18 protein-coding genes and 1 pseudogene are annotated in these 26327 nt (G+C 37.9%); all 19 read right to left on the bottom strand.

The genetic code is table 11. The features are described from left to right. Positions 1 to 289: 289 nt before the first annotated feature. The 19 genes and pseudogenes from CLOCL_RS08355 to CLOCL_RS08270 all read right to left on the bottom strand — a co-directional run bounded on the left by CLOCL_RS08355 (position 290) and on the right by CLOCL_RS08270 (position 26027). A complete protein-coding gene (locus tag CLOCL_RS08355; protein ID WP_014254910.1) occupies positions 290 to 1960 on the bottom strand; it encodes a sensor histidine kinase in 1671 nt (556 codons plus the stop codon). After that, positions 1957 to 2631 carry a response regulator transcription factor gene (locus tag CLOCL_RS08350; RefSeq protein WP_014254909.1) on the bottom strand — a complete coding sequence of 225 codons (675 nt, stop codon included), beginning with the start codon at positions 2629 to 2631 and terminating at the stop codon, positions 1957 to 1959. The genes CLOCL_RS08355 and CLOCL_RS08350 overlap by 4 nt, the downstream gene beginning before the upstream one ends. Continuing rightward, positions 2628 to 3278, bottom strand: a complete 651-nt coding sequence (phoU, locus tag CLOCL_RS08345; RefSeq protein WP_011838135.1) for a phosphate signaling complex protein PhoU — start codon at positions 3276 to 3278, stop codon at positions 2628 to 2630. The genes CLOCL_RS08350 and phoU overlap by 4 nt, the downstream gene beginning before the upstream one ends. Beyond that, complete coding sequence (pstB, locus tag CLOCL_RS08340; RefSeq protein ID WP_011838136.1) at positions 3278 to 4027, bottom strand: phosphate ABC transporter ATP-binding protein PstB; 750 nt, start codon at positions 4025 to 4027, stop codon at positions 3278 to 3280. Before pstB ends, phoU begins: the two co-directional genes overlap by 1 nt. Positions 4028 to 4136: 109 nt before the next feature. Beyond that, positions 4137 to 5012, bottom strand: coding sequence for a phosphate ABC transporter permease PstA (gene pstA, locus CLOCL_RS08335; RefSeq protein WP_014254908.1), 876 nt, complete (start codon positions 5010 to 5012; stop codon positions 4137 to 4139). Continuing rightward, positions 5012 to 5866, bottom strand: a complete 855-nt coding sequence (gene pstC, locus CLOCL_RS08330) for a phosphate ABC transporter permease subunit PstC (RefSeq protein WP_014254907.1) — start codon at positions 5864 to 5866, stop codon at positions 5012 to 5014. Before pstC ends, pstA begins: the two co-directional genes overlap by 1 nt. A 69-nt stretch (positions 5867 to 5935) precedes the next feature. After that, positions 5936 to 6790: a substrate-binding domain-containing protein gene (locus CLOCL_RS08325; RefSeq protein WP_014254906.1), complete on the bottom strand. Its 855-nt coding sequence runs from the start codon at positions 6788 to 6790 to the stop codon at positions 5936 to 5938. Positions 6791 to 6971: 181 nt separating this feature from the next. Then, positions 6972 to 7535: pseudogene (locus CLOCL_RS08320) on the bottom strand (recombinase zinc beta ribbon domain-containing protein); the annotation flags it as partial. A 218-nt stretch (positions 7536 to 7753) separates the two neighbouring features. Then, the gene (locus CLOCL_RS08315; RefSeq protein WP_014254905.1) at positions 7754 to 8440 is read right to left on the bottom strand and encodes an ATP-binding protein; all 687 of its coding nucleotides are present in this window, start codon (positions 8438 to 8440) and stop codon (positions 7754 to 7756) included. After that, complete coding sequence (istA, locus tag CLOCL_RS08310) at positions 8433 to 9905, bottom strand: IS21 family transposase (protein WP_014254904.1); 1473 nt, start codon at positions 9903 to 9905, stop codon at positions 8433 to 8435. The genes CLOCL_RS08315 and istA overlap by 8 nt, the downstream gene beginning before the upstream one ends. A 255-nt stretch (positions 9906 to 10160) precedes the next feature. Next, entirely contained in the window at positions 10161 to 10616 is a 456-nt protein-coding gene (gene tnpA, locus CLOCL_RS08305) for an IS200/IS605 family transposase (RefSeq protein ID WP_014253709.1), read from the bottom strand. Positions 10617 to 11044: 428 nt separating this feature from the next. Continuing rightward, complete coding sequence (locus CLOCL_RS23505) at positions 11045 to 11179, bottom strand: hypothetical protein (RefSeq protein ID WP_276324624.1); 135 nt, start codon at positions 11177 to 11179, stop codon at positions 11045 to 11047. Between the two features lie 95 nt (positions 11180 to 11274). Continuing rightward, a complete protein-coding gene (locus CLOCL_RS08300; protein WP_014254903.1) occupies positions 11275 to 16038 on the bottom strand; it encodes a DEAD/DEAH box helicase in 4764 nt (1587 codons plus the stop codon). Further along, complete coding sequence (locus tag CLOCL_RS08295) at positions 16035 to 18851, bottom strand: hypothetical protein (protein ID WP_014254902.1); 2817 nt, start codon at positions 18849 to 18851, stop codon at positions 16035 to 16037. The genes CLOCL_RS08300 and CLOCL_RS08295 overlap by 4 nt, the downstream gene beginning before the upstream one ends. A gap of 75 nt (positions 18852 to 18926) precedes the next feature. Next, positions 18927 to 22142 carry a type I restriction endonuclease subunit R gene (locus CLOCL_RS08290; protein WP_014254901.1) on the bottom strand — a complete coding sequence of 1072 codons (3216 nt, stop codon included), beginning with the start codon at positions 22140 to 22142 and terminating at the stop codon, positions 18927 to 18929. Next, on the bottom strand, positions 22135 to 23157 hold the full coding sequence (locus tag CLOCL_RS08285) for a DUF3644 domain-containing protein (protein ID WP_014254900.1): 1023 nt from the start codon (positions 23155 to 23157) through the stop codon (positions 22135 to 22137). The genes CLOCL_RS08290 and CLOCL_RS08285 overlap by 8 nt, the downstream gene beginning before the upstream one ends. Positions 23158 to 23170: 13 nt before the next feature. Further along, entirely contained in the window at positions 23171 to 24247 is a 1077-nt protein-coding gene (locus CLOCL_RS08280) for a restriction endonuclease subunit S (RefSeq protein WP_014254899.1), read from the bottom strand. After that, entirely contained in the window at positions 24244 to 25836 is a 1593-nt protein-coding gene (locus CLOCL_RS08275; RefSeq protein WP_014254898.1) for a class I SAM-dependent DNA methyltransferase, read from the bottom strand. The genes CLOCL_RS08280 and CLOCL_RS08275 overlap by 4 nt, the downstream gene beginning before the upstream one ends. Before the next feature lie 14 nt (positions 25837 to 25850). After that, positions 25851 to 26027 (bottom strand): helix-turn-helix domain-containing protein, encoded by a 177-nt coding sequence (locus CLOCL_RS08270; protein ID WP_014254897.1) that lies wholly within the window; start codon positions 26025 to 26027, stop codon positions 25851 to 25853. Positions 26028 to 26327 lie beyond the last annotated feature (300 nt).

Here is a 26327-nt window from a genome sequence, read left to right as displayed (position 1 = left end):
TTGTGTACATGTAAACATCATCCAGAAATTGATTCTTTTCCTTTCAGCCTTCCATCTCATCTTATTATTTTATTATATCTTATAATCATCTAACGCCAAATACCAATTCAGTAAATTTACATCTCGATATCAATGTCACACATTCCACATGGCCCGAGCCGCTTGGATTGATGTCTTAGGCTGATTTTTTGAACCTTACGTTTACGGGAACATGTCAATGGTTTTTGGTTGTTTTTAAAATAATCTAGGTATGCGGAAACATATCAACAAAACACCGTGCTATTCGGTTCTATTGTTCACGACTAAATATAACTGTAATCGTTGTACCCTTTCCAGGCTTGCTCATCAATCGAATCTTTGCATTATGGAATTCGGCACTGTGCTTTACAATAGAAAGGCCCAGACCAGTTCCACCGGTTTCCCTTGAATGGGACTTGTCGATTCTATAAAAGCGTTCAAACACGCGGCTTTGGTGCTCCCTCGGAATGCCAAAGCCATTATCGGCTACGGTTAGTACAACCTGGTCGGAGAAAGTTTTTACATTTACATCAACCTTGCCGTTTTCATAATTGTATTTGATTGCGTTATCACAAAGATTATAGATCATCTCCTCCAGAATTTGTCTAACACCAAAAATGATCGCGTTATCACCGCCGACTGATAGCTTTATCCGTTTCTGCTGTGCAAGGGAAGATAATCTGCCGACTGTTTCTTTTGCCAATTCCAATAAATCAATCTCTTCAAAGGGGAGCTGAACATTTTTTTCATCCAGTCTGGAGATCCGTATCACATCTTCTATCAAGTCTATGAGATGCCTTGCTTCGTTGTATATGCGGTCGGAAAACTCGGAAATGTCTTCAGGTTTTACCATGCCGCTTTTCATAAGCTCTGCGTAACCTAAAATGGAGGTGAGAGGCGTTTTAAGTTCATGCGACACATTAGCGGCAAACTCACGGCGCATTTTTTCGGCGGATTGTTTTTCTGTTACATCCAATATAAACAGAATAACTCCTTTGACAACCACTTCATCCTTAACAGGGCTAGCCAGTAAATTAAAAGAATTTTCACCTATGGCAAATATATCCTCAAATAAATGCCCTCCCATAGCTGTCTCTATTGCCTTTTGAAGAGTTATGCTTCGATCAAGTGTTAATATATGCTTGTTAATTATATCCTGAGTACTGACATTGAATATGTCTGCGGCACTTTTGTTTATGAATAATATCAAGCCTTTGTTGTTTAAAACTATGATTCCCTCTCTAATATTCTCCGTAATTGCATTAAACTCTTCCTTCTGCTCTTTCAGTTTTTTGAACTGACTTTTAATCTGATCATTCTGCTTAGCCATGCGAGTTAGCAATGGAGATAATTCGTCATAGACATCATTGGACAACGGATCCTCCAAATTTAAGTTGTTCAAAGGAAAAATGATTTTTTTCGTCAACAGGTTGGCAATGATCATGGTCAGCAAGATAACCATCAATGTAATTAAAGCGACATACGGAAAAAAACCTAAAACAGATTTAAAAACACTATTAGTCGTGGCTGATACTCTTAGGACTGTGCCGTCATTAAGTCGGACAGCCCAATAAAAGGTCTGGGTTCCTAGAGTTTTGGAAAGGTGAACTGCTTCACCAAATCCGTTTTTCAACGCATCGGCAATTTCCGGCCTGTTGAGGTGATTTTCCATCTTTTCTGCATCAGCCATATTATCAAACAAAACAGTACCGTCACTAGCTACCCATGTAATCCTGCTAGAGCTTTCTTGATCTGCAATGCTAGAAAAAAACTCTTGTCCGATTAGATTGTAAGCGGATGATATAAAAATGGCTTCATTCCTGATTTCTTGCTGCATCCTGAGATAGAATGCCCGGTACATCGCTCCGGTTATAAGGAACGAGGTAAGTAAAATAATTATAAGGGCCAACACCAGCATGCTTTTATAAATACGCTTTTTCATGCCTTTCCTCCGATCTTATAGCCAACCCCTCTCACCGTTTCAATAACCGCTCCCGCTTCTCCAAGCTTCTGCCGCAGGGTACGGATATGCACATCCAAAGTACGAGTTTCGCCTTCATATTCATATCCCCATACTTCCTCCAGGAGCTTATCCCTTGTCAGCACAATGCCAGCATTTTCCATTAAGTATTTTAGAAGCTCAAATTCTTTGAACGTAAGAGCAACCTCTTTCCCATCTGCTATAACAACATGCTTGTCAATATACATCGTTATCCGCCCAACAGATATTTCAGATGGATTACTTACATTTCCTGATCTTCTGAGAACTGCTTTGACACGGGAAAGGAACTCCATAATACCAAAAGGCTTGGTAATATAATCATCTGCTCCACTGTCCAGCCCTAAAACCTTGTCATATTCTGCGCTTTTTGCAGTAAGCATGATTACCGGAATATTTCGTAGTTTCGGTGATGCCTTTAGTTTTTTCAATATTTCAATACCATCTTCGCCGGGCAACATGATATCAAGCAATACTAAATCGGGTAGCTTATTTTCCAATTCTTTATAAAATGGCTCAGCTTTGTCAAAGCCTACAGCCTCATAACCATTGGATTTCAGTGCATATATGATAAGCTCCCGAATGCTTCTATCGTCCTCTACACAATAGATCATTGTTCTTCCTCCACATGCTTGCCGGTAATGGAAAATATGACCCATTCTGCAATATTTGTAGCATGATCGCCTATCCGTTCAAAATATTTGGCAATCATCATCAGGTCAATAGCAAATTCACCATTTTTAGTATCTTCATTAATCAGCCTGATTATATCCGCTTTTACATCATTAAACAGATTGTCTACTACATCATCGTAATCTATTACCGCTTTTGCAAGTTTTAAATCCTGTTGTACATACGCATCAATACTGTCGGTAACCATTTTTATCGTAGCCTTTGCCATGTTTGCTATATGACTTATGTTATTTGCAGACTTTATATTTGCAAGCCTGATAATTTCTGAAATATCTGCAGCTTGGTCACCAATTCGTTCCATATCTGTTATTATCTTTAGAGCAGAAGAAATCTGCCGTAAATCCCTGGCAACCGGCTGAAACTGTAGAAGCAATTTGAGACAAATGCTTTCAATCTCCTTTTCCTTGTTATCTATGTCCTCATCTTTAGTTATTACTTTTTTGGCAAGTTCCATATCTCCGTTGATAAGCGCTTTTGTTGCACTTGCTATGGCTTCTTCGCACAATGCACCCATTTGTATCATCTGAGTCTTTAAAAGGTCCAGTTGTTCATCAAATTTATTACTCATTACCCAAACCTCCCGGTTATATAGTCCTCTGTGCGTTTATCCTGTGGCATATAGAACAGTTTCTCCGCTCTTGCATATTCTATCACTTCTCCATTTAAAAAAAAAGCTACACTATCTGCAATGCGTACCGCCTGTTGCATATTATGGGTAACTATAATAATAGTATAATCTTTTTTTAACTCAACAACAAGGTCTTCAATTTTGGATGTTGAGATAGGATCCAAAGCTGACGTAGGTTCATCCATCAATAAAACTTCCGGCTGTACCGCCAATGCCCTCGCAATACAGAGTCTTTGCTGCTGACCACCAGAGAGTTCCAAAGCACTCTTTTTTAAGCGGCTCTTTAATTCATCCCATATTGCGGCCTGCCTGAGCGACCGTTCCACTATATCGTCCAGTTTGATTTTTGATTTTATGCCATGTGTACGTGGCCCGAATGCCACATTATCATACACACTCATAGGAAAAGGATTGGGCTTTTGGAAAACCATTCCCACCCGTTTTCGAAGCAGGTTGATATCTATATCACCGTAAATGTCTTCACCATCCAGGAGGACCTTACCAGTTATCCTGCAACCTTCAACAATGTCATTCATTCGGTTCAGGCATTTTAAAAGCGTAGATTTTCCGCAGCCTGATGGCCCGATAAAGGCTGTAATCTCATTTGCTTTTATATTCAGGTTGATTTTCTTCAGCGCCTGAAAATCGCCGTAATATAAATCCAGATTTTTTATACAAATCTTATCCATTTTTTTCTACCTCCATGTCTTCCGGTAACAAAAGTCTAATATTTAGTGCCTTGCATCTAATGTCTGGCCCTTGGCATCAATTATTACCAAATGCCTTTCAAATGGCTTTTTAGACTTTTGAAAGTTTCTTTGATATAAACCCTGATAGGTAGTTAATCAATACAACAATAATTAATAGTATAACAGCAGTTGCGTAAGACTGGTTTACATATAGCCCTTCACTGGCAAGAGCATACATATGAACCGATAATGTACGGGTAGAATCGAACAGAAAATCGCTGCCCTTTGGTATTTCAGCAACAGTTCCAGCCGTATAAATTAACGCGGCGCTTTCTCCTACAATCCTTCCGATGCCCAGGATAACACCGGCCAAAATGCCAGGCATTGCAGAGGGTAAAACGATTTTAAATACAGTCCTTAGCTTTCCTGCGCCCAGCCCATAACTGCCTTCCCGATACGAATTAGGAACTGCTTTTAATGCTTCCTCAGTGGTACGCATAATAAGTGGCAGAATCATGATTGACAGTGTGAATGCCCCTGCCAGGAGAGACATTCCCCAACCAAGAGCGGTTACAAAGAACAGCAAGCCAAACAGACCGTAAACGATTGACGGAATCCCTGACAGTGTTTCTGCAGTAATTCTGATTATAGCAACCAACTTGTTGCCTTTTTTTGCGTATTCAACCAGATAAATGGCAGAAAAAATTCCTATTGGCGCCGCAATCAGAAGCGAAATGATCGTTATGATAACAGTATTAATTAAAGCAGGCATCAGCGACACGTTTAAGGTGTTGTATTTCCACTGAAACAATTCAGGCTTGATATGGGGGATTCCCTTGATCATGATATACCCAATCAAAAAAAGCAAAAGCCCAATCGTAAGAATTGTTGATACAATTACTAAAAGGAATAAAACTAGCGATCTGGGGTCTCGTTTATAAGTCCTGAGTTTTTGAATATATGATAGTTTGTTGATGGATTCCATCAGCCAGTCCTCCTTTTAAGCAATGATAGTAATAAATTTATAATAAGAATGAAAACAAACAGCACGACACCTGTCGCAATTAGAGCCTCTCTATGCAATTCCGCAGCATAGCCCATTTCATTTATTATATTGGCTGTAAGTGTTCTAACGCCTTTCAACAACCCGGCAGGCATTCTTGCCTGGTTTCCTGCAACCATGATGACTGCCATGGTCTCTCCTATGGCTCTGCCTATCCCTAAGACTATAGCAGCCATGATACCGGATTTTGCTGCCGGAAGAATTACAAAAAAGATGCTTCTCTCGTGACTTGCACCGAGAGCCAGCGCACCCTCATAATAACTTTGGGGTATGGCTCTGATTGCTGATTCGCTTATACCTACAATCGTAGGCAGAATCATGATGCCTAAGAGAATGGATGCCGCCAGCATGCTGTTGCCATCACCCCCAAAGGTATCGCGGATAAAGGGTACTATCACTACAAGCCCGAAAAATCCGTATACTATGGAAGGAATACCTGCGAGCAAGTTTATGGCAGGTTCCAAGATGCGGTAAAGCTTTGAGGGACAATAATGGGCCATGAATACAGCTGTTAAAATTCCTATGGGTACTCCGATGACCGCAGCGCCGGCTGTTACATAGATGCTTCCCAGGATCATGGGTAAAATACCAAATGAAGGAGGCGTATTATTCGGTTTCCATGTTGTGCCCATCAGAAAATCAAATATTCCGATCTTAGTCATAGCAGGGATACCATTTATAAATAGAAATAAACAAATAAGCGTGACAGCCAGAATGGATGTGCAGGCTGCTGCAAAAAATATTGCTTTCATTATGCTTTCTTTGTATTTTGTCATAGATACTTAACCCCTTAAAAGCCAGAATGTGCGTCTCATCCAGCAAATGCTCCGCTGGCTTGTTTTATCTTACTTAGCAACCTCATTCCAAGAGGTAATTTCTCCTTTGAAAATACCTTTAATTTGGTCACTTGTCAGATTACTTACCGGGTTTTCCTTGTTTACAATGATAGCAAGACCATCCATGGCTATAACTGTTGGCTTTAACTTCTTCAATTCGCTCTCCTTCAATTCTCTGGATGCCATACCAATATCGCATGTTCCTTCCATAGCTAATTTCATTCCCGTTGTGGAATCACTCGCCTGTATTTCAATTTCTGCATTGGTATTCACTTTCAAATAAGCCTCTTTTAACTTCTCCATGAGCGGTGTTACCGAGGAAGACCCAGCTATTACTATTTTACCGGATGGCTTCGTACTGCTGTAAGGGCCTTTTTCTGATGCAGCAATATAACTATTTTCTTCCACGACCTTTTGTCCGTCACTGCTAAGGATAAAGCTGATGAAATCCTGTGCCAGTTCGCTGATGTCATCCCTTGTTGCAATATTAAAAGGCCTGAAAACCTTGTAAGTATTGTTTTTAATATTTTCAACAGTGGGTTCTATTCCATCAACTTTAACTGCTTTGACAGTATCATTCAAAGAACCCAGGGAGATATACCCTATGGCGTTCTTATTGCCGGCTACTGTGGTCATTACGATGGAAGTACTGTTTACTACGATTGCTTCGTCTGTTGTATTATCTACCTTATTCCCATTTGCATCCTTTTCTTCAATTCCAAAAAGTTCAATAAATGCTCCTCTGGTGCCCGAACCATCTTCCCGGGAAACAACTACAATTTCATTACCACCTCCAGTTGCACAGCCTGTAAAAAAGAGTGCCAGTATGGTTACGGTCAATACAATTCTTTTCATCTTTTTCATAACGTTTTTTCTCCTTTTCCTCCAGTTTATTTACAATTCAAATATTACAGCAGAATAGTAAAATCTAAAGGCAGGTTAAGGTTAAATCTATGTAAAATCTCACGTAACACCCTTTTCTCAGATTAAAAAGCCGCCAATTAAGAAGATTTCCTCCTCAACTGGCAGCAATCTTATTACAATCTTATAGATTCACTACTATTTCTAACCCCGACTTAAACTCAACCACTATATTGTCATCATATACAATCGCTTTTTCAACTAATTTTCTAACCAGTTTATCATCAAACTCCGTAATATCACCGGTTTGCGTGTTAAGAAAGTCCGTCATCTCAGCAATCCGATCCCTCTTATCTTGACGGAGAGCGTTTCTCGAAAGAGTTTCTTGCCTTAGATCACGTAGTCGGTAAATCTCGTTGACAATATTATCGTATGCTTCCTTTGAATTTGCCTTTTGGATTAACTCGGTTTGGAGTTCTTCCAGCCTTTTATCAATATCTGCTGTACTCTCATCCAAATCCTCGCTTAATACGGTTTCAATATTCTTCTTCAGTATGGCCAGAAAAGAGTTTTTTCCGCTGACCGCTACATTGATGGCATCTACAATTTTCTCTTTAAGCGTATCTTCAAGTATAGTGGAAGCGGTACAAAACAAACCGGTGTTTTCCAATCTACTGATGCATCTCCATACGATTGATTTCTTTCCTCGGTTATTCCAATGAACCCTGCGGAATATTTCATGACACCGTTTGAAACTGCGATTTTTCGCGCGTGACCCCCCGCCCGTTTCCGGGATGAAAAGCGGTAGAGATTTAGATCCCCCTACCCTATAAACTGCAGAAAATCTCAAAAGTTAAGCAGTTCTTTGAATTTCGTGAGATTTTTTGCATCTATTTTAAGCCGTTTTTCGGCATTGTTTTCAAACGAGGTATTTGCCCCTGTTAAAAAAGAAGTGAGTGTTTTTATTTACTTGTCAGTCAAACGAACAATTTGACAATTGACCATCATTCTGTCCAATAAAGTCTGGCAAAGGTGCTTGTCTTCGGCTGCATCTATCCATGCTGACAGTTCACGATTGGTTATAAAAATAATGCTTCTGGTTTCATTAAGAAAGGTAACTGCCCGGTAGAAAACCTGCAGTTCTGCCCTGGTTGGTTCCACATAAAAGACATCATCAATAATAATTAAGTCACATTCCTGCATATAAGAAAAGATCGCTTCTGCTTTTGGATTTGTGGCTTTCTTTTCTGCCACTGCGATAAAATTATCAAAAGGCGCATAATAGGTTTTATGTCCATTGCTGATTGCAGTTTCTCCAAGCTGCGCTGCAAGACCGGTCTTACCCGTCCCGCATTTTCCCAGCAGGATTAAGTTTTGCTCTTCCTTAAGCCATGTCAGGTTGGATAACTGTTTAATCTGCCATTTTAAGCCCTTGTTTGAGTTCGATGTGTCAAATGCTTTGTTTGGAAGCTTACTTGCCTTCCTCAGCTTGGTGTGTTTTTGTCTGGCCCTAATCTCCAATTCTTTTTCTAACACCATCTTAAGATATTCATGGTTTGATAGTTTCTCATCGTTCAAATCAATGTATCCCCTTGCGATACTCCAAAGGTTGAGCTTTTGGGCCAATTCACGGATTTCTGTTATATCAGCCATCGATTTCCCTCCTTATTTCTTTACTCTTGGCCAAATGGTTAAAATACTGCTGATTCGGCAAAAACTTCTTAGCTATATGCTCTCCGTACTGATACATGAGATAAGCCAAAAGCTCATAGGCACTGCAGCGTTCAGTATCAATGCAGTATTCTATTCCATCAAGCAATTGTCCAATTGTATAAAACTTTGTCATCCGGTATAATCGAATGCAATGTGTATTAAAATATTTCGACTGTTGCTGCTCCATCCGGCGAATGAATTCCTGAGCTATTTCGTATTCTGCAAAATATTGTTTTATGATGGTTAAAGAAACCCTGTCTCTGCTGTAATTTTCTTCTGGTTTGAACAACTGCCCGGTATCTTCTGTGACTGGATATTTAGCCAATAAATCATTTGTTTCAGCATCATAGAACAAAAGCATTTCACCATCATCTTCAATTCGAATGCGTTTATGAGCATCCATCATACCTGTATTAATCTGATAACGGTTGCCTTTATAACTTACCACTCCATCCTTATCAAAGGAGGCCACAGTGCTTGATACTTCGGAATAAGGTTTGACATGGAACAGGTATTTTTGCTCTTCCATGAACATTTCACGCGGCACTTTTCTGGTCACAGTATGTATTCGCCCGTTGCCTTCCCTATCTAACCATGCAAGGGCAGCACTGTTAAGGCAATCAATTCCGGTGTATATCCTGCCCTCAAGAAAACTTTGCTTTATGTATCCAATCACCTCTTCAACCTTGCCTTTACTTTGAGGATCTCTTGGTCTACATAGCGAAACACTGTAACCTATACGCTTAACATATTCCTCAAAGGCAGGTACGAATATGATATTTCCCAGATTTTCACTGACTACATAGACACGGTCAAGGTCATAAAGAATAGTCTGTGTTCTTCCTCCAAAATATTGGAATGCATAGTTATGAGCTTTAATGGCAGTTTTGGTTGTAAAGGGATCCGGTGAAAAATAAACAAATTTCATTCTGCTATAACTCAGAACCATGCAAAAGAAATATATTCGTACAATTCGCCCGTACATATCCTTAAGTTTGTATTGACCAAAATCCGCCTGCGCTTCATATCCCGGTGGAGAAATTTCACGGGGTGAGGTTTTACGTTTACTGGCATGCGGATACCCGTGCTGTTCCCTTAAGGCTTTCATATAGCGGTAGAATGTAGCTCGTTTAACTTGTAAATCAGGGAAGGCCTCCACCAATTTGAGATAGATGTTTGTATCCCTCATTTGTGGACAAATTTTCAAATGTTCCAGTATGTACTGACGATAGTTATCCATGTGGTACCTTTCCTTTTCAGCTTCCCTTACATAATCTTCTTCGCTCATAATCCAGTATTTACTGACAGAAGAATAGGTTATCCCCAGTGCTTTTGCGGTTTTTGTCTGAGCAAGTCCAAGTGCTTTGTACTCCTGAATTTTTCGGTATTGCTCGATTCCAATCATTTTTGATTTCCTCCTTTGGTTTGTGTGTTATTGAAGTCATAATATCCATATTAGTACAAGCATAGGCATCACCTCTTTGTTAGGAGTCTATAAATTAAACATTATAAAATCATGACCACCCGTAAAACGGGTGGTTTGCTCAGCCCTATAAGGGCGTGTTACCGGCCAGCGCCTAAAGACGCTGGCTTTCACTTCGTTCAAGCCACTTTGCCTTTGTCACTTTTGCAGTCCCTAAAGGGACGAACTTATTACCAACTACCCCTTAAAGGGGTCTTCATACTCTTTCACACTTAACTTATCTATCATTATGTCATGTTTATATTGCTCTTGTATGTATTTCTTAATTGTTGCTTCATTTAGTCCTACTGTACTTACATAGTATCCTTCCGCCCAAAAGTGTCTGTTCCCAAACTTATATTTTAAGTTTGCATGTCTATCAAATATCATAAGTGCACTTTTCCCTTTCAAGTATCCCATAAAGCTTGATACACTCATTTTGGGTGGTATGCTTACTAACATATGTATATGGTCTGGCATCAAATGTCCTTCTATTATCTCGACTCCTTTATATTTGCATAGTTGTTTTATTATTTCCCTTATACTTTGTTTGTATTGATTATAAATTATTTTTCGTCTATACTTAGGTGTAAATACTATATGATATTTACACATCCATTTAGTTCGTGCTAAACTGTGTTCTTTGTTTGCCATTAAAATCACCTTTCCTTTTGTTATTATAGTAGCTTGAACAACTCTATTATAACGGAAAGGTGATTTTTTTGTATAACTCCTGTCTCGCACCCGCATAGCGGGTGGTTTTTTGATTCACACGCTTTGCGTGTGAATCAGGCTAAAGCCAATAAAAACACCCATTTGGGTGTTCTTGATAAAGTATGTCAATATTGTCATTAATTTTACAATTATGCTACTAACAGAAATTTATTTCTTATTTTTCTGTACTTAATAAACTGATTTTTTCCAATTGGTACTATCGGATTACGTAATTAGTAGCTTAATATTCAACAATAAGCTATTCCGATTTCAATATTTTCGATATCATACCATCAATGCAATCGTCTTCATCAAGGCAAACACATTCTTCGCTCTGCGTTCCGGCTTGCCTTTTCCCCACCACTGACTCAAATCCTCGGAATGGTGCCGGACATTATAAAAAAATTCAGCACGATTTTGTTATCGCTGCTTATAGGTTGAAGACGCACTTCAAGCTCTTTAATTGTGGCATGAAACTCGATTTTAGGATCATCCCATTGCAAATGCGTAACCCTTTTGGGTCGATAAAGGAAATATATTGCATATCGGGCGTATCAATCCATAACACAAAGTCCGGATAAAAATTGCCTGCTTTTTATCAGTTATTTTCCATATTTGATACTAAACCGATATCAGGAAGTCTAATTCCCCACCACTTTTTTTCTCCATTCAAAAGAGAATTGAAGAAATCAATGGCATATCGTCGTTTAAGAATATCATGTTGTTTCTGATTGTAGTAATTGCATAAGCAACTATAGCAAGCAGTATCAGCTTCTTCACCGCCACATGTGCACCCATTTACAACTTGAGCCCCTGCTTCTAACATGCCTATAAGAGTAGATATATCTCTCATTCGTCTAACATATCCGGCTCCACCAGGAGTATTATCAAACAAAACAAAACTATAGTTACCTATGTCTGAAAATTCATTGTTACGGAACCAATGCAAACATCCTGACAATTCATTTCTATCTATACTTAGATGTCTGCAAAGTCCCTCAAGAAGCGAGTAGAGTACAGTCCATGCGACATCGATTTCTGTAATATTTTCTGAAACGAACTTCAATAGTACAACATCCGTTTGAAATTCGTGTCCAAGAGAATATGGGTAAAGTATTTTGTTGCTGCAACGATAACCGTCTGGCTTGTAATGGGCATACTCCTTAGCTAAATCAGCATCATTATCGTATAACTTACCATATCCACAGACCTTACAAATATAAAAATTAGAAGTATTCAGAACAGCAAGCTCATCCATTTTACTGGTTCCGATAATAACTTTTTTTCCGCAAACTGAGTATGTATTCGACTCAATCCGAGTACCATCTCCTATGTATGATATTGAACCCTTATATGTGCGTTCCGGCTTTTCTGTTCCTGCATCTTCTGGCTCTCCGTTTTCCATGATAAAGCCGAATTTAGGTATAACATACTTTTTTATCTTCTTTGGTAAACTATGCCCACACTGCTTGCATTCTTTAGGAATATCTTCAACCCAAATAACTCTAATTAATGTATGACAATTTTTACATATAACATACTTATATTCCGGCCATGCAAATCCGCTAAGAACACGAACATACCGGCTAGTAATCAGCTTACCGTCTGCAACAACCTCTGACTCTGGTGCATATTCTGATATTGCTGTAAAAAGGTCCCTGTCCAAACACAATGAATCTAATATTCCACCTTTTCCAAAACTCATCAATTCCACTGTATCAACAGGAAACCCGTATTTAGGAATTATATTGTTACGAGATAAAAATTCAATTATCTCTTGTTTTCTAATTGTATTAATAGAATTACCAATATCCCTTATCTTCCTGCTCAATTCACGATCTTCCTTGGAACCGGGTTCAACCTTCTTTTGTCTTTCAGTACAGTCTATTCTGGCTTTTTCAAGCTCCTCTATATCAGAAGCATACTTTTTCATTGCTATAACAAATACTCCAGGATTATTAGGATCATTAAGAAACAATTTACTGGTCCAGCCGTAAGTGTTAATTTCATAATGCTTCTGCAACTCAGGACTTAAAACATTGCATAAATACTCTTTAAGATCTTCAGGATGAGATTCAAGATATTTTTTTAATGCATTTACTCCATCCGCATCAAAAAATTCACCGATTGTCCTTTTGTATAGTTCCGGATACTTTCTCCAAAAGAAAGAGAATGCCGATGCAAAAATATGACGCAAAGCAATTTTCTCATTATCTACATTAAATGAAGGTGGTTGGATGGTTCCCTTAATCATAGATACAGGATCTTTAAAATAGTTCTGATCGTGTGAGCTATTAGGGCAGTATGTCAGAGAATACGCTGCAGACCTTGAACTTCTGCCTGCCCGACCTGCTCTTTGTGCATAGTTAGCAGGGGAAGGAGGCATATTACGCATAAATACAGTTTCAAGGGTACCAACATCAACACCCATTTCAAAGGTAGTTGAGCAACTCAGTACATTAATTCGTTTTTTCTTAAAATCGTTTTGATAAGAATATGCTTGTTGGCTGCCTAACTGAGCGGTATGCTCCTTAACAAGCAAGTCGTTAATGTTCAGATTGTGATAGACATCGTAATAATGATTGTCCTCCATTGCCTTAAGATAGTCATATTCAACAAGGCTTCCATTACACCTGGGATTTGCACAAACATTTTTCAAGCAATATGGTGTTACAGTTTTACATTCATTGCAAATATACAATTTATCAACGGCTTTCACTGTAATTGCTTCAGAAGACAAAAGAAATTTTCCGCTTTCACTATCATATTCTATGATCCTTTCATACAACAACTTATCCCAGATTGCTTTCAATAATCTCAAAATAAATTCATCATCTTTTTCAGCAAACAACTTACGCAATAATTTAGTACGAACATTTTCCTTTCCTATTGCAGGTAACCATGATTGAAAATATTTTTTTTGAGTATAGTTTAGACTAAATCCCTTTATTTCTCCAGCATATGACAGCTTTTTATAATCTGCTTTTGTTAAGGTAATAGGTAATTTTATTGCTGCATCTTTTATGAAATACAATGCCATCATTTTAAAAAGAGTAGTTGTTTCATCAGAAGATAATTGTAATTTTTCATTCTCAGGTATTTTTATATTTAGATCAAAATATAATATACCCATATTTTGTAAAGCATTCATTGCTTTATAATTAGTCAATTCCTTTAAGACTGCTAACCATGCCTGTTTCTTTCTCTCATCTGGATAGTATATATTATACTTTTCAAAATATTCTTCGAGCCAACTAACGAATGTGCACAATCTTACACCCTGGTATATTACTTGTAAATTATCTTTACATATTTTTGTCATTATTCTTTTAATCAAATTTTCCCGGTATGTTGTTTGCAGATATGTAGCAAAGAATGCTGCAGCTTGTCTATTGTCAGAAAAAGTTAAAAACTGCTTAACTAAATTCTCACGCTCTTCAATCAATTTTTCCGGGCCACTGCCAAAGAAAGGATCATCAATAGAAATTATTTTTTTTGTAATTTTGACATCAGGCAGATCATTGTATAATGCTGTAGCAATAACAGCTGTTGCTGCTTCATTACCCAAAAAGAATGGGCGTAAAATACTACGCTGAGTATTCACTACATGACAGCATGGACAAGTGTGCAGTTGGTCTCCAAAATCTTTAACTTTGATCAACGAATTACAATTTTCTTTGCCGTGTCCACAAAATAATCCATTTACTGATGAAACGCGTTCTATGGCTCCGCATTTTGCGCATACTATGAATTTATTCTCATTTTCGTTTTCTTCGTCATATTCATCATATACGCCATCTAACAGGTAAACTTCAGGACTGTAGTCATCATTAAACTTGGACTTCTGTACAAGATATCCATCTTCTGTTTGTCCAACAATAAATGTAGAATTGCAATTATGACAGAATGTAATTTCAAATACTTTAAAACCACAATCGTTGCTTTTCGGATCTTCTTTATAAGTCTCCATTTTCCTGATGAAAAGTTTATTGCTGGGATTAAGAGTAACATACACACCTTCAATACCTCGAATAAACATATGATACTTTGTTTCAAATATCCTGTCACCTTTATATTGAGCGTTTGAAGCCACTGCTATAAAATCCGTTATATCATCAACCGAAACATTTAATTCATCCGCAAGCTGATTTAATGGTTTTATTTTGTTCAATAAATGGTGCCTGACTTCATAATAAAAATCATCATGTAATATCATTAAATAGAGAGTTTTTTCTAAAGCTTCATCTGTATTTGCTGCCTGGCTTATGGCAATACCTTTTTCTTTAAGAAATTTCAGAATATGATCGGAAGCAAAATTATTTCTGATTTTTTCTGCTAGTTCACGATAAATTGAGAAATCTAATTTATTTGTGATTTCTGGTTTCGCAGGTGCAATAGTTGACGATCTTATTATAGAGTCTTCATCAAAATGTACATCACATAATGAATGGGCAAAGTTGATAATTTGTGGGTTTGATTTTTCATCACCCAACGTTGCCGAAGTCAGAAAAAATTGAATATCATTACGATTAAGCATTGCCTTAACTCGTTTGATTAAAGTAGCAACCTCTATTCCTTTTGCTCCACAGTAGGTATGCGCTTCATCAAAAACGATTGAATGCCATTTTGATGCATTTTGTTTATTAAAGAAAATGCTGTCACCAGGCCGCAGTAAAAGATATTCAAGCATAGCAAAGTTTGTTATCAGAATATGAGGAGGGGTTTTTCTCATTTGTTCCCGGGATATCAACTCATTTTTAATTGGTTCAGTACCTTCACGTTCAATAAATTCGTCAAGTGCATCACTATAATTTTCTAAAGTTTCACCGGTATATTTTCCGAATGTAATACCAGATTCCTGATATTTTATAAATATCTCTCGTAACCTTCTGATTTGGTCATTAACCAACGCATTCATCGGATAAATAATAAGCGTACGTACTCCAGGATTTAGAGTGCCTTTTTCCTTCTCACGCATCAGGAGATTAATTATAGGAATCAAGAAGCATTCCGTTTTACCCGATCCTGTTCCTGTTGTTATAATTAAATTTTTCCCATTATTTGCTTTACATATAGCTTCCACCTGATGTTTATATAGCTTCCTGTCAGGATGCAATTCTGACAACTGCAACAGTTCTCTGCATAAAATACCTTCATCAACCAATTCTCGCAAAGTTTTATCCTTTTCAAAAGAGTCGCTCATACTAATGTACGGACCTTTCGAAATAACACCATCTTCAGATAGTTGTTCTTTTAACTGTCTGTTGTAAATATCGTTGTTTGTTTTGAATGTAGTCAGAAGATACTTTCGAAAGAATTCAACAATCCTTTTTGAGCTTTCTGCAGGTCTGAATAACATCATTTAACCCTCCTAAATTCAACATTATAATCTGTAATATCTTCATACAACGGGATAAACCGTTCGTAATTTTTTGAGGAATAAAGTAAGTCATCAAAAGCACTTATCAGTTTATTAGTTTTTACATCATACCAAATCTCTGTCCAATCGCCGTCTTCTAATGCATGTAACGAAAGAATATTCACATCCCCCTCTTCAAACATTATTTCAAAACGAACTTTCTCAAATACATCTGACTCTCTTATTTTTTTTGAACTATTAATAGCTAACTTAGGCTTAAATGTAAGCTTGCCAATATAAGTAAAGTCTGAGATTTTTGTTAAGTTGTAAACCGTATATATATGATCCAGATTCAGCATAACTCCATTACAAGCTATAGATTTTATAACCATTTTACAATTTGTCAGATCACTAAAGTCTATTGTTCCAATTTTATAAATAACACCTAATGATGTTGATTGGTCCGAGAATCCAAATGGATCTGGAATGACTTGAATCTTTTCCAAGCTGTATAATTTATTATAATCAAGTTCAGGAAAATCTGTACTACCATTGTCCAAATATTTTTCAGTAACAATTTCCTTGGTTGCAATATCTGAAATACGAACCTTTAATTTTGCTTTTCCCTCGTATTCCGATATAATTCGAACCATATTATTTAAATATACCATTTCGAATTTATGCAGCCACAATCTCTTCAAAACTCTAAAAATTGGTAGGTACCTCCACTTATTATCGAAATATTTTAGATTGATGTTTGCAAACGCACTGCTGCTTTGTCTAATTTTGTTAACAAAATCAGTTATATCAAATCGAAACTCTCCATTAGATTGCTTTTCACCCTCTATACATTCCTCTTCATTTCCAAGATAAACAAAAGCTCGAGTTGCGCCAGGCATAAAAACAAAAAGATCATTTTCTATCTCCGGAAACCATAAGTAATTTTCTCTTCTATATTTCCACTGCCTGGAAAATCCGTATTTGAATACTTTTAGCGGCACAATTAAAGTGTAGTTTACCCCTTCTAATAATAACTCAAATATCGCTTCTTCTGTACCAGAAGTAAGATCAAGCGAATACACGTTATCATTAACCCGCTCACAATTCAAAGGAGTGATGTCATAGTCTCCAATAATATGTACTAAAGCTTTATCGCAAAAAATAAAACGTGGCTTTTCTGGACGACAACGTAAAGAAGTAATCAAAACATATTGACAGATTAGTCTTCTATGCTTTCCCGGTTCATCTATCCAAATTTGATATAAACCATCTTTGTTATCCAAGACACTACTCAACGCTATAGATACTCCACAGTTTTCCAAATCATAATCAAATTCATAAATAGAGCTGACATTTTCTATCTTCGCGCAAAAACGATTATTATTACACCATATAAAAGTTCCTGCCAAAGCTTTTTTAGCAACCTTAAATGAAATAACGGGGTGTTTATATGCGGTTTGTATTTGCCTTTCGCCACTATACAAAATATATTCATTTGAGACATGATCAAATAATGGTTCTTCAGAGAACTCCCCGGCAATAGATATTGGCCTGTTGTTTATATAGATAACCGAATCTTCATTAATATCGCTGTACGAATACTCATCCCATAAATCATGATGGGAGTTTACGTACACAGCACGTAAGTCACTTTTGACTGAAGCACCTTTTTTTGTGAAAATGTAACATTGTCCTTTTTTTAGTTTCTGAAGTTCTGTGAAATCTTCATTAAACAAGCGGTATTCTCTTTCAGGAATCTTAAATGGACGTGTTGTGCAAGAAATAATATTAATACGATAAGATGTAAAAATATTGCCAACATTTATTTTCAATTGTTCCGATACAAGAACGCCATACGCTCTGTACATATCAAGCTCTCTTTTTATTGTCTTATTATCATACTCCACTTCTACAAAAACACTTCCACTAAACTCATCCTCTCTAATTTTTTGGCTTGGTACCACCAGAAAAGCTTGCCCGTTAGAGCGGTTTATTTCAAAGTATGGTTTATTATAGAAGACGCCAACTGCCTTACGGCGCCTGTTCACAATTGGATCAATATTAATCTCAGATTCTTGTGTTTCACACCAGGCAATAAAGCTGGATGTGAATCGGTCATCTTTTATTGGCAGTTTTCTGTCATAATAATATTCGTCAATCATTATCAAATGTTTGGATATTAAATTACATATGACGACAGGCGAGCATTGGGCAATTACATTTTTAGTTGCTTTTAGAAGCCGGTAAATCTTTGGGGGCTTATTACCAAAGTCTTCAAGTCTCACATTATCACTATTTGAAGACAATGAATCACTCATAAAATCGATCATATCAAAAATATCGTATTCCAAGTTTTCTGGAATCTGCCTAAAAAGATTCCTGTCGTAAAATGAGAACAGAAAGTCAAAGTAGCCAAAAAGGTAATTATTTGGAACAAATGCATGAGCTTTAATATTCTCGACATAAGCTTGCCTTGAGCCTTTTTCTTGTTCTATTATGAATAAATTAAAATGACGCAATGTTTTCATAAAAATCTGTCCTAAATAGTTTCTTTTTACTGCAGAAACATCAATACCAATCTCGTCCAAAAAGCAATCCCAGTAATTGCCTTCGTCATATCTATGAATTGCAATCTGAACTAATGCCATAGAAAGCAATAAATCAGGCACTGGGATTGCCTGCATATATAAATTTAATATTTTTGAACGTGTATATTTTAACAACTCTTCGTATTCGTTGCCTGATACAGATATTTGGCAAAGCAATTGAACTTCAGGGCTATTTACTTTCTTCATTATCCTTTGAAAGAAATGCATGCAACGACCCCCGTATTTTTCTTTCTTGGAGTTTTATCTACCCATTTTAATTAAATATCTGCTTTACACTAAATACTAATTACTCACTTCTTCCGCTACTTTTGGAAGATCTGACAAAAATCTCGTATCATAAGTCACTTCTTGAGAAACCCATATATCCGCTAAGTTTTCTGCCTGTTTCATAACCGTTTCCACGGCGCGCTGCTGTTTGTCAGGCGGATAACCGTATTTATTTAATGTCCGGCGAACCAATACCATCAGTTTTGCGCGGACACTTTCTTTTAATGTCCAGTCAATTGTGGCATTTTTACGCACTTTATCTGCAAGTTCGCGGGCAATTGTTCTCAAGGTTTCATCACCCAAGACTTTAACCGCACTATCATTGGTTTCAAGCGCATCATAAAAAGCAAGCTCGTCCTCGGACAAGCCGAGTTCCTCGCCCCTCCTGTCGGCGTTTTTAATTTCCTTAGCAATGCGGATAAGCTCTTCTATGATTTCAGCGGTTGTAAGTAGGTTGTTCTGATACCGTTTTAGTGCTAAAGTGAGCATTTCCATAAGTGATTTTGATTTTGTCAGGTTATATTTTGAACGTACTTTTATTTCATCGGACAAAATCTTTTTTAGTAGCTCAATAGCCAGATTCTTATGTTTCATCCCTTTAATTTCCATAAGGAATTCATCTGAGAGAATGGACAATTCCGGCTTTTCAATACCAGCAGCATCAAAAATATCTACAACTTCATCTGATACAATAGCCGAATCAACAATGTTTTTTATAACAGAATCGTAATTTATGCCACTTTCGCCGCTTGTTTCAAATTTAGTGAGTCTTGCCTTAACTGCTTGGAAAAACGCTATTTCCTCTGCATGTGTAACCGTTGCCTTATCAGGTTTGGCAAGTGCATAAGCCTGGCTTAGGAGGGTTACTTCCTTAATAAAACGCGCTTTTTTATCATCTGTAGATAAAATAAAATCTTCAGCGCGAAGGATAATAGAAAGCTTGTCCTTTACTTCTGCTTTGAAAAAGCTCGTATAATCAAATCCGTGTAAAATCTGCCGGACAACTTCTAGCTTTTCAAGCATTATTTCTACAGCCCTTGCCTGAGTTTCAGCAGGTACTCCCTTGCCACCGCTCTCTGCATAGAAACTTAAAGCTTTTTTTAGGTTTGGGGCAATCCCGATATAATCGACAATCAGCCCGCCCGGCTTGTCCTTGAAAACACGGTTTACGCGCGCTATTGCCTGCATAAGGTTGTGGTCCTTCATCGGCTTATCGATATACATGGTGTTGAGGCATGGAACGTCAAAGCCAGTCAGCCACATATCGCGCACGATGACAATTTTCAGTGGATCATTTTCATCTTTCATACGCTGTGCAAGCATTTTTCGCTGCTCTTTAGTAGTATGGTGTTTCTGCATTTCAGGACCATCAGAACTGGAAGATGTCATAACAACTTTGATAGCACCCTTGTCCAAATCGTCACTATGCCACTCAGGGCGAAGCTTTATGATTTCATTATACAAATCAACGGCGATTCTACGGCTCATGGCAACAATCATCGCTTTACCCTGAAATACTTTCTGCCGGTCTTCAAAATGCGTAACAATGTCTTTTGCGAGAGTGGCAAGTCGTTCTTTATTGCCGACAATAGCCTCAAGCTTTGCCCATTTCATTTTTGCGGCTTTTGCTTCGTCTTTTTCATCTACTTCTTCAAGTTCCCTGTCGAACTCCTCAATCAGCTTTTTGCCTTCCTCGGTGAGATTGACTTTAGCCAGACGGCTTTCATAATATATTTTAACTGTCACCTTATCTTCAACCGCTTGTGCAATGTCGTAAATATCTATGTAATTGCCAAATACCGCCGGCGTGTTGGCATCCTGCTTTTCAACAGGTGTACCTGTAAAGCCTATAAAAGTAGCGTTTGGCAAGGCATCGCGCATATATTTGGCAAAACCATAAGCTATGCGCTGCCCTACAACCTGATTGTTTTCGTCCTTTATTTCTCTGAGTTTCGCGTTAAAGCCGTACTGCGTGCGGTGCGCTTCATCGGCTATAACTACTATGTTGTCTCTTTCCGACAAAAGCTCATAAACCGAGCTGTCATTATCAGGTATGAATTTTTGAATAGTGGTAAAAACTATGCCTCCGGATGCTACCTTTAATAATTCTTTTAAATGCTCGCAGCTTTCCGCCTGCTTCGGCGGCTGGCGCAGAAGGTCGCTGTTTCCAGCAAAAGTATCAAAGAGTTGATCGTCCAAATCATTTCTGTCGGTAATAACAACTATAGTTGGATTGTTAAGGTTTTGCACCAGTTTTCCAGCATAAAAAACCATAGAAAGGGATTTGCCGGATCCTTGAGTATGCCATATAACACCGGCTTTTTTGCTGCCATCCGCCCTTGCCGCTTCAATCGTACTTTTAACAGCTTTATTAACAGCGTAATACTGATGATAGGCGGCAATTTTCTTGACAGTTTCCACTTTTGTTATTTTGGTCTTTTTATCCTCAGTTTTGCTCTTTTCAAAGGTTATAAAATTGCGTATATAGTCGAGCAAGGTTTTCTTGTTGCACAGCCCGTGAATAAGGGTGGTAAGCTGATCTTCAAATCGTGAGGCTTCATTCAGCCCGTCTTTTGTTTTCCATGTGGAAAAACGTGAGAATGGAGCGGTTAATGAACCTGCCTTAGCTTCCAGCCCATCTGAAATAACGCATATCTCGTTATATGTGAAAAGGCTTGGTATAATTGCCTTGTATGTGCAGATCTGGTCATAAGCTTTGCGAATTGTGGCATTTTCATCAACCGGATTTTTAAGCTCAAACAGCACCATAGGAATACCGTTGATAAATAGAAGAATATCAGGCCGCTTATTGTTATTGTTCTCAATAACGGTAAACTGGTTGACTACAAGAAATTCGTTGTTGTCAACTCCATCTTCCGAGAAATCCACAAGCTTTACATAATCGCCAACAATATCTCCGTTTTTGCGGTATTCGACAGGCACACCGTCAACCAGCATTTTATGGAAAGTTTCATTGTCGCCAATCAGATTTGATGAACTGATACGGGAAACTTTATTTACCGCCTCTATAACCACATCATAAGGAAGTCCGGGATTAAGCTGTATTACCGCGTCAATCAGCCTTTTCTTAAGCAGAACATCCCCATAACCTTTACGCTCTGCAAAAGGTGCATCCGGTGCTATATCCGGGCCAGAAAAGTATTCATAGCCCAATTTCACCAGTTCTTCTATTGCCATTTTTTCAATTTCAGATTCACAAAGCTTAGGCATCTTCTGCACCTCTTTGGTTATACTCTTTTTTTATCTCATCTATAATCTTATCTGAATATAGAAATGTCGTTGATGTTTTCTTGCTCTTAGGATTGAGTTTTCTATGATGACTTAAAGTCGGGTTTTCTTTTAACTTTCTTATAATGTCGTCAAAATCTTTATTTTTTTTAAAGCCTGGAATTTGTTCCTTGCATTTACAGAATACATCACTATAGGTTAGAGGGTAATTTTTAAGAATTTCCTCATCAGACAAATATACTTTCTGTGCATTGGGGTCTTTCACCAATTGAACTTTGCTAACTTTTACAAAATTAGCATCTGCTTCATCTTGTGATGTTATTGCAACAAGCAAATCACTGTTGGATATCTTTTTTACGCTCTCCATATAGACATTAAATCCTAAAACTACTGACTCTTCAATATTTTGATCTCTTAAGTCCTGAATTACTCTTATTATCTTTTCAACAAATTTCTTTGCCTCCTCAGAATAGACACTGCTGACTGCTTTTTTCGATAAAAAGTCTTGCGGTTTGAACGGCAACTTGAACCCAAGAGGCATTATGAATAATCCCTCTTTATCAGTTATATCTTTCCCAAAATATTCTTTAACAAATTCAACATAGTTTAGTGCACAACGAGCAAGTAGCATAAAAATTTGAGGATCAAGAGATTCACGATAGAAGTGTGCTATGTTATTTCTGTATTCTTCTATTAAGGATAGATTCTCTTTTATAGCAGTAAAACTGTTTTCTTTTTGTCTGTTTAAATATTCATTTACATACGTAACTGCTTTACTAAATGAAATTGTACGCCCATCGTTTTCAAAGATAGATCTGTTCTTTATATATTTTCTGATAAACGCTTTTAAAATTAACTCCCAAGCATTAAAGAGCAATAATGTAGTTGTTTCATATCGATAAGGTATGTTGGGTTTATTGTGGATCTCAATGGCAGCAAAATAGGCAGCGATAGAATTCTGTATTAAGCTATACTGAATCATTTTTCGCTTTGCCATATTATGTGCCTCCTTAGATATTTACACGAACTTCACCGCTAATTAACTTGGGTAGCAAAGTATCACGAAGTTTTGATAAAGTACGAATTTGAACGGTGTTTTCATATATTTTTAAATCAAAATATTTCGCAAAATTATCAAAATAGCACACCAATTTCTCTGGAGGAATAACATTATCAATCGAAAGAAATTTTTCTCTGCTAATAGATCCAAAAACCGTTCCATCATCATCAAATGTATTGAATAATTCTTGTAATGATTTCATTTTATAGAATGTATAATGCTTGTATCCCTTTTTATGTATTGGAATAGCCAAACCACGCCCTATACAACATTTATACAGGGCCATATTCAGTGCTCCTACCGGAGCACGGACACTTAGTAAAGTATCAAATTTATCAGCTATTTTAATGGGTTCACTGCAATACTGTTTTTCTAATGGAAATCTGAAGCCAAATTCTGCCTTCCCTTGGAAAAATGGCAATCCAATCTTTAAATCGTTATATGTTTCTCCTTTAGGAGATTGTCCCATTGTAATATTGAATTCATCCCCTAATTTTCCAACTTCCCACTCACTACTTGCATCTTCAATAAACCATTTTCTAAAATAAGCCTGTGCCAAATCCTCCAATGTTTTATTCTGCCTTGTCAGAAGGTCGATTTTATCGTCAAGGGAGGATAAAACCTCAGCAATTGCTTTTTGTTCGGGAAGAGGGGGGAAAGAAATATCTTGCTGATATGCTGTATTTCTATTTAATCCGGGAACTGCACTATCTTCATTTAATTCATTTAAACCAAGGGTTTGTAAAAGATAATATATATATTTTAAATTGTATTCCTCATTATCCGTTATGTAGTAAGCTGTATCAATACACCAAAAAGGTTTATATGAAAAATGCACACTGCCAATAGTGCCTTTTCTTCCAATAATAATTCCCCGTCCGTTAACCAAACTTTCGTTATGATAGCCAGTTAAACCTGCCGAACTATAAACAGGAATATTACCAAAAACCCGTTTTTTTTCGGGCAAGGCTTTACCGTAGTTTAATACAATTACATCTCCAAGCTTACACTCTCTCCACTCCGTCATAACTCAATACCTACTTTCGCCAGATTTTCCTTTATCCTATCATCCAGCTTAGTGCTCTCTTCCATCTGAGTTTTCAGCTCTGCCGTCAGTTTTTGGACACGCTCTTCAAAGTTGAAGTCGTCTTCTTCATCCGGCAAGCCAACATACCTACCCGGAGTCAGTACATAATCCAGCTCCCGCACCTCATCAAGCGTTGCGGACTTGCAAAAGCCGGGGATGTCCTCATAGGAGCCGTCGTCCTTTTTCCAGTTGTGATATGTATCGGCAATTTTACTGATGTCCTCGTCGGTTAGTTCACGGGTCCTGCGGTTTATCAATGTTCCCATATTCCGCGCATCGATGAACAAAATCTTGTTCCGGCGCGGGTGGTTCGGATTTGTTTCCTTTTCCCTTGACAAGAACCATAAGCATGCGGGAATTTGGGTGTTCAAAAATAGCTTTGCCGGCAGGTTTACAATACAATCTACAAGCCCGGCTTCAATAATGTTTTTGCGGATTTCTCCCTCGCCGTTTGTTTTTGACGAAAGGGAGCCCTTAGCCATAACGAAGCCGGCGGTTCCTTTGGGCGAAAGGTGATACAAAAAGTGCTGGATCCATGCATAGTTTGCATTGGATACCGGCGGCACACCATACTTCCAGCGACCGTCATTCCTCAGAAGTTCTCCGCTCCAGTCGCTGTCATTAAAAGGCGGATTGGCAATTACAAAGTCAGCCTTAAGGTCGGGGTGAGCATCGTTTAAAAATGAACCTTCGCTGTTCCACAAAACATTGGTGCTGTCAATACCTCGTATGGCAAGGTTCATTTTGCAAAGCCGCCATGTTGTTTGGTTGCTTTCCTGACCATAGATAGAAACAACACGCTCGAAAAGCTTGTCAATCTCTCTTGATTTTCCGTTATAGTGGTCTCTGTGAGCTTCAACGAATTTCTCGCTTTGAACGAACATACCGCCACTGCCGCAGCAAGGGTCAAAAACCCTGCCCTCGTAAGGTTCGAGCATTTCAACAAGCAACTGTACTACGGAACGGGGCGTATAGAACTGTCCGCCTTTTTTACCTTCTGCAAGTGCAAACTGTCCAAGAAAATACTCATATACCTGCCCAAGTATATCACTTGATTTAGAAACGCTGTCACCAAGCGCAATCGTACCTATCAAATCAATCAGGCCACCGAGAGACTGCTTGTCCAGCTTTTCTTTTGCGTATTCTTTCGGCAAAACGCCTTTGAGGGATGGGTTATCCTTTTCTACGGCCTCCATAGCTTCGTCTATATCTTTGCCGTTCGTCGGCAGCTTGGCTCGACTTTGAAGATAATCCCAGCGTGCCTGCGGTGGCACATAGAATACATTTTCCGCACGATACTCATAGGGATCGTCAGGGTCCGCTCCTTCGTACTCGCCCTTGCCTTCTTTAAGTTTATAATATAAATCATAAAAACTGTCTGATATGTATTTTAAAAAAATAAGCCCGAGAACAACGTGCTTATATTCCGCAGCATCCATATTTTTGCGGAGCTTGTCCGCAGCTGCCCAAAGTACCTGTTCAATAGGCTGCTCTTTTACTTCATTTTTTGATTTTTTAACTTTTGCCATTCTACTCTACTCCTCTATTTTTTATCTTTTTTCACACGCAAATCGTAAGGTTTCTCAGCATCCTTAGGTATCGCCCATGCCCATCCCAGGCGTACAGCGCCCTTAATGCGCCCTTGTTCGCATAAAACTTGAACTCTGCGTGGGGATATATTCCATTTTTCAGCTGCTTGTTTTGTCGTTAAGTAATCCATTATGAATACCTCGCAGAACACAAAATTCCAATTTTCATTATATGCGAAGAAACGAACAATTTCAACATATTACAACTTTATACATAATAAATAAAGTCTTTTCAGAAAATGAGTATACCTGCATTAAATGTACATCCATCCTGTCTCCTCAACCCTAAGAAAAATACCTGTTATCTAACCTGTCAACTCAACCCTACCTATTTTTGAGCTCAAATTTTACCCCAAAATACCTCGTCGATTTGATTCCATGTACGTATTTTAGCCCTTTAGGTTGAGTAGACAACTTGGATGTAATTCCGG

The organism is Acetivibrio clariflavus DSM 19732 (assembly GCF_000237085.1).
Lineage (GTDB): Bacteria > Bacillota > Clostridia > Acetivibrionales > Acetivibrionaceae > Acetivibrio > Acetivibrio clariflavus.
Note: the sequence above shows the minus strand (reverse complement) of the source record. Positions and strands in the feature narration are given on the sequence as shown.

Excerpts from the sequence above, each read along its gene's own strand:
- CLOCL_RS08325 (WP_014254906.1), bottom strand. The coding sequence starts at position 6,790 with ATGAAAAAGATGAAAAGAATTGTATTGACCGTAACCATACTGGCACTC.
- CLOCL_RS08315 (WP_014254905.1), bottom strand. The coding sequence starts at position 8,440 with ATGGCTGATATAACAGAAATCCGTGAATTGGCCCAAAAGCTCAACCTT.
- CLOCL_RS08275 (WP_014254898.1), bottom strand. The coding sequence starts at position 25,836 with ATGGCAAAAGTTAAAAAATCAAAAAATGAAGTAAAAGAGCAGCCTATT.
- CLOCL_RS08300 (WP_014254903.1), bottom strand. The coding sequence starts at position 16,038 with ATGATGTTATTCAGACCTGCAGAAAGCTCAAAAAGGATTGTTGAATTC.
- tnpA (WP_014253709.1), bottom strand. The coding sequence starts at position 10,616 with ATGGCAAACAAAGAACACAGTTTAGCACGAACTAAATGGATGTGTAAA.
- istA (WP_014254904.1), bottom strand. The coding sequence starts at position 9,905 with ATGATTGGAATCGAGCAATACCGAAAAATTCAGGAGTACAAAGCACTT.
- pstA (WP_014254908.1), bottom strand. The coding sequence starts at position 5,012 with ATGGAATCCATCAACAAACTATCATATATTCAAAAACTCAGGACTTAT.
- pstC (WP_014254907.1), bottom strand. The coding sequence starts at position 5,866 with ATGACAAAATACAAAGAAAGCATAATGAAAGCAATATTTTTTGCAGCA.
- CLOCL_RS08350 (WP_014254909.1), bottom strand. The coding sequence starts at position 2,631 with ATGATCTATTGTGTAGAGGACGATAGAAGCATTCGGGAGCTTATCATA.
- pstB (WP_011838136.1), bottom strand. The coding sequence starts at position 4,027 with ATGGATAAGATTTGTATAAAAAATCTGGATTTATATTACGGCGATTTT.
- CLOCL_RS08270 (WP_014254897.1), bottom strand. The coding sequence starts at position 26,027 with ATGGATTACTTAACGACAAAACAAGCAGCTGAAAAATGGAATATATCC.
- CLOCL_RS08295 (WP_014254902.1), bottom strand. The coding sequence starts at position 18,851 with ATGCATTTCTTTCAAAGGATAATGAAGAAAGTAAATAGCCCTGAAGTT.
- CLOCL_RS08290 (WP_014254901.1), bottom strand. The coding sequence starts at position 22,142 with ATGCCTAAGCTTTGTGAATCTGAAATTGAAAAAATGGCAATAGAAGAA.
- phoU (WP_011838135.1), bottom strand. The coding sequence starts at position 3,278 with ATGAGTAATAAATTTGATGAACAACTGGACCTTTTAAAGACTCAGATG.
- CLOCL_RS08355 (WP_014254910.1), bottom strand. The coding sequence starts at position 1,960 with ATGAAAAAGCGTATTTATAAAAGCATGCTGGTGTTGGCCCTTATAATT.
- CLOCL_RS08280 (WP_014254899.1), bottom strand. The coding sequence starts at position 24,247 with ATGACGGAGTGGAGAGAGTGTAAGCTTGGAGATGTAATTGTATTAAAC.
- CLOCL_RS08285 (WP_014254900.1), bottom strand. The coding sequence starts at position 23,157 with ATGGCAAAGCGAAAAATGATTCAGTATAGCTTAATACAGAATTCTATC.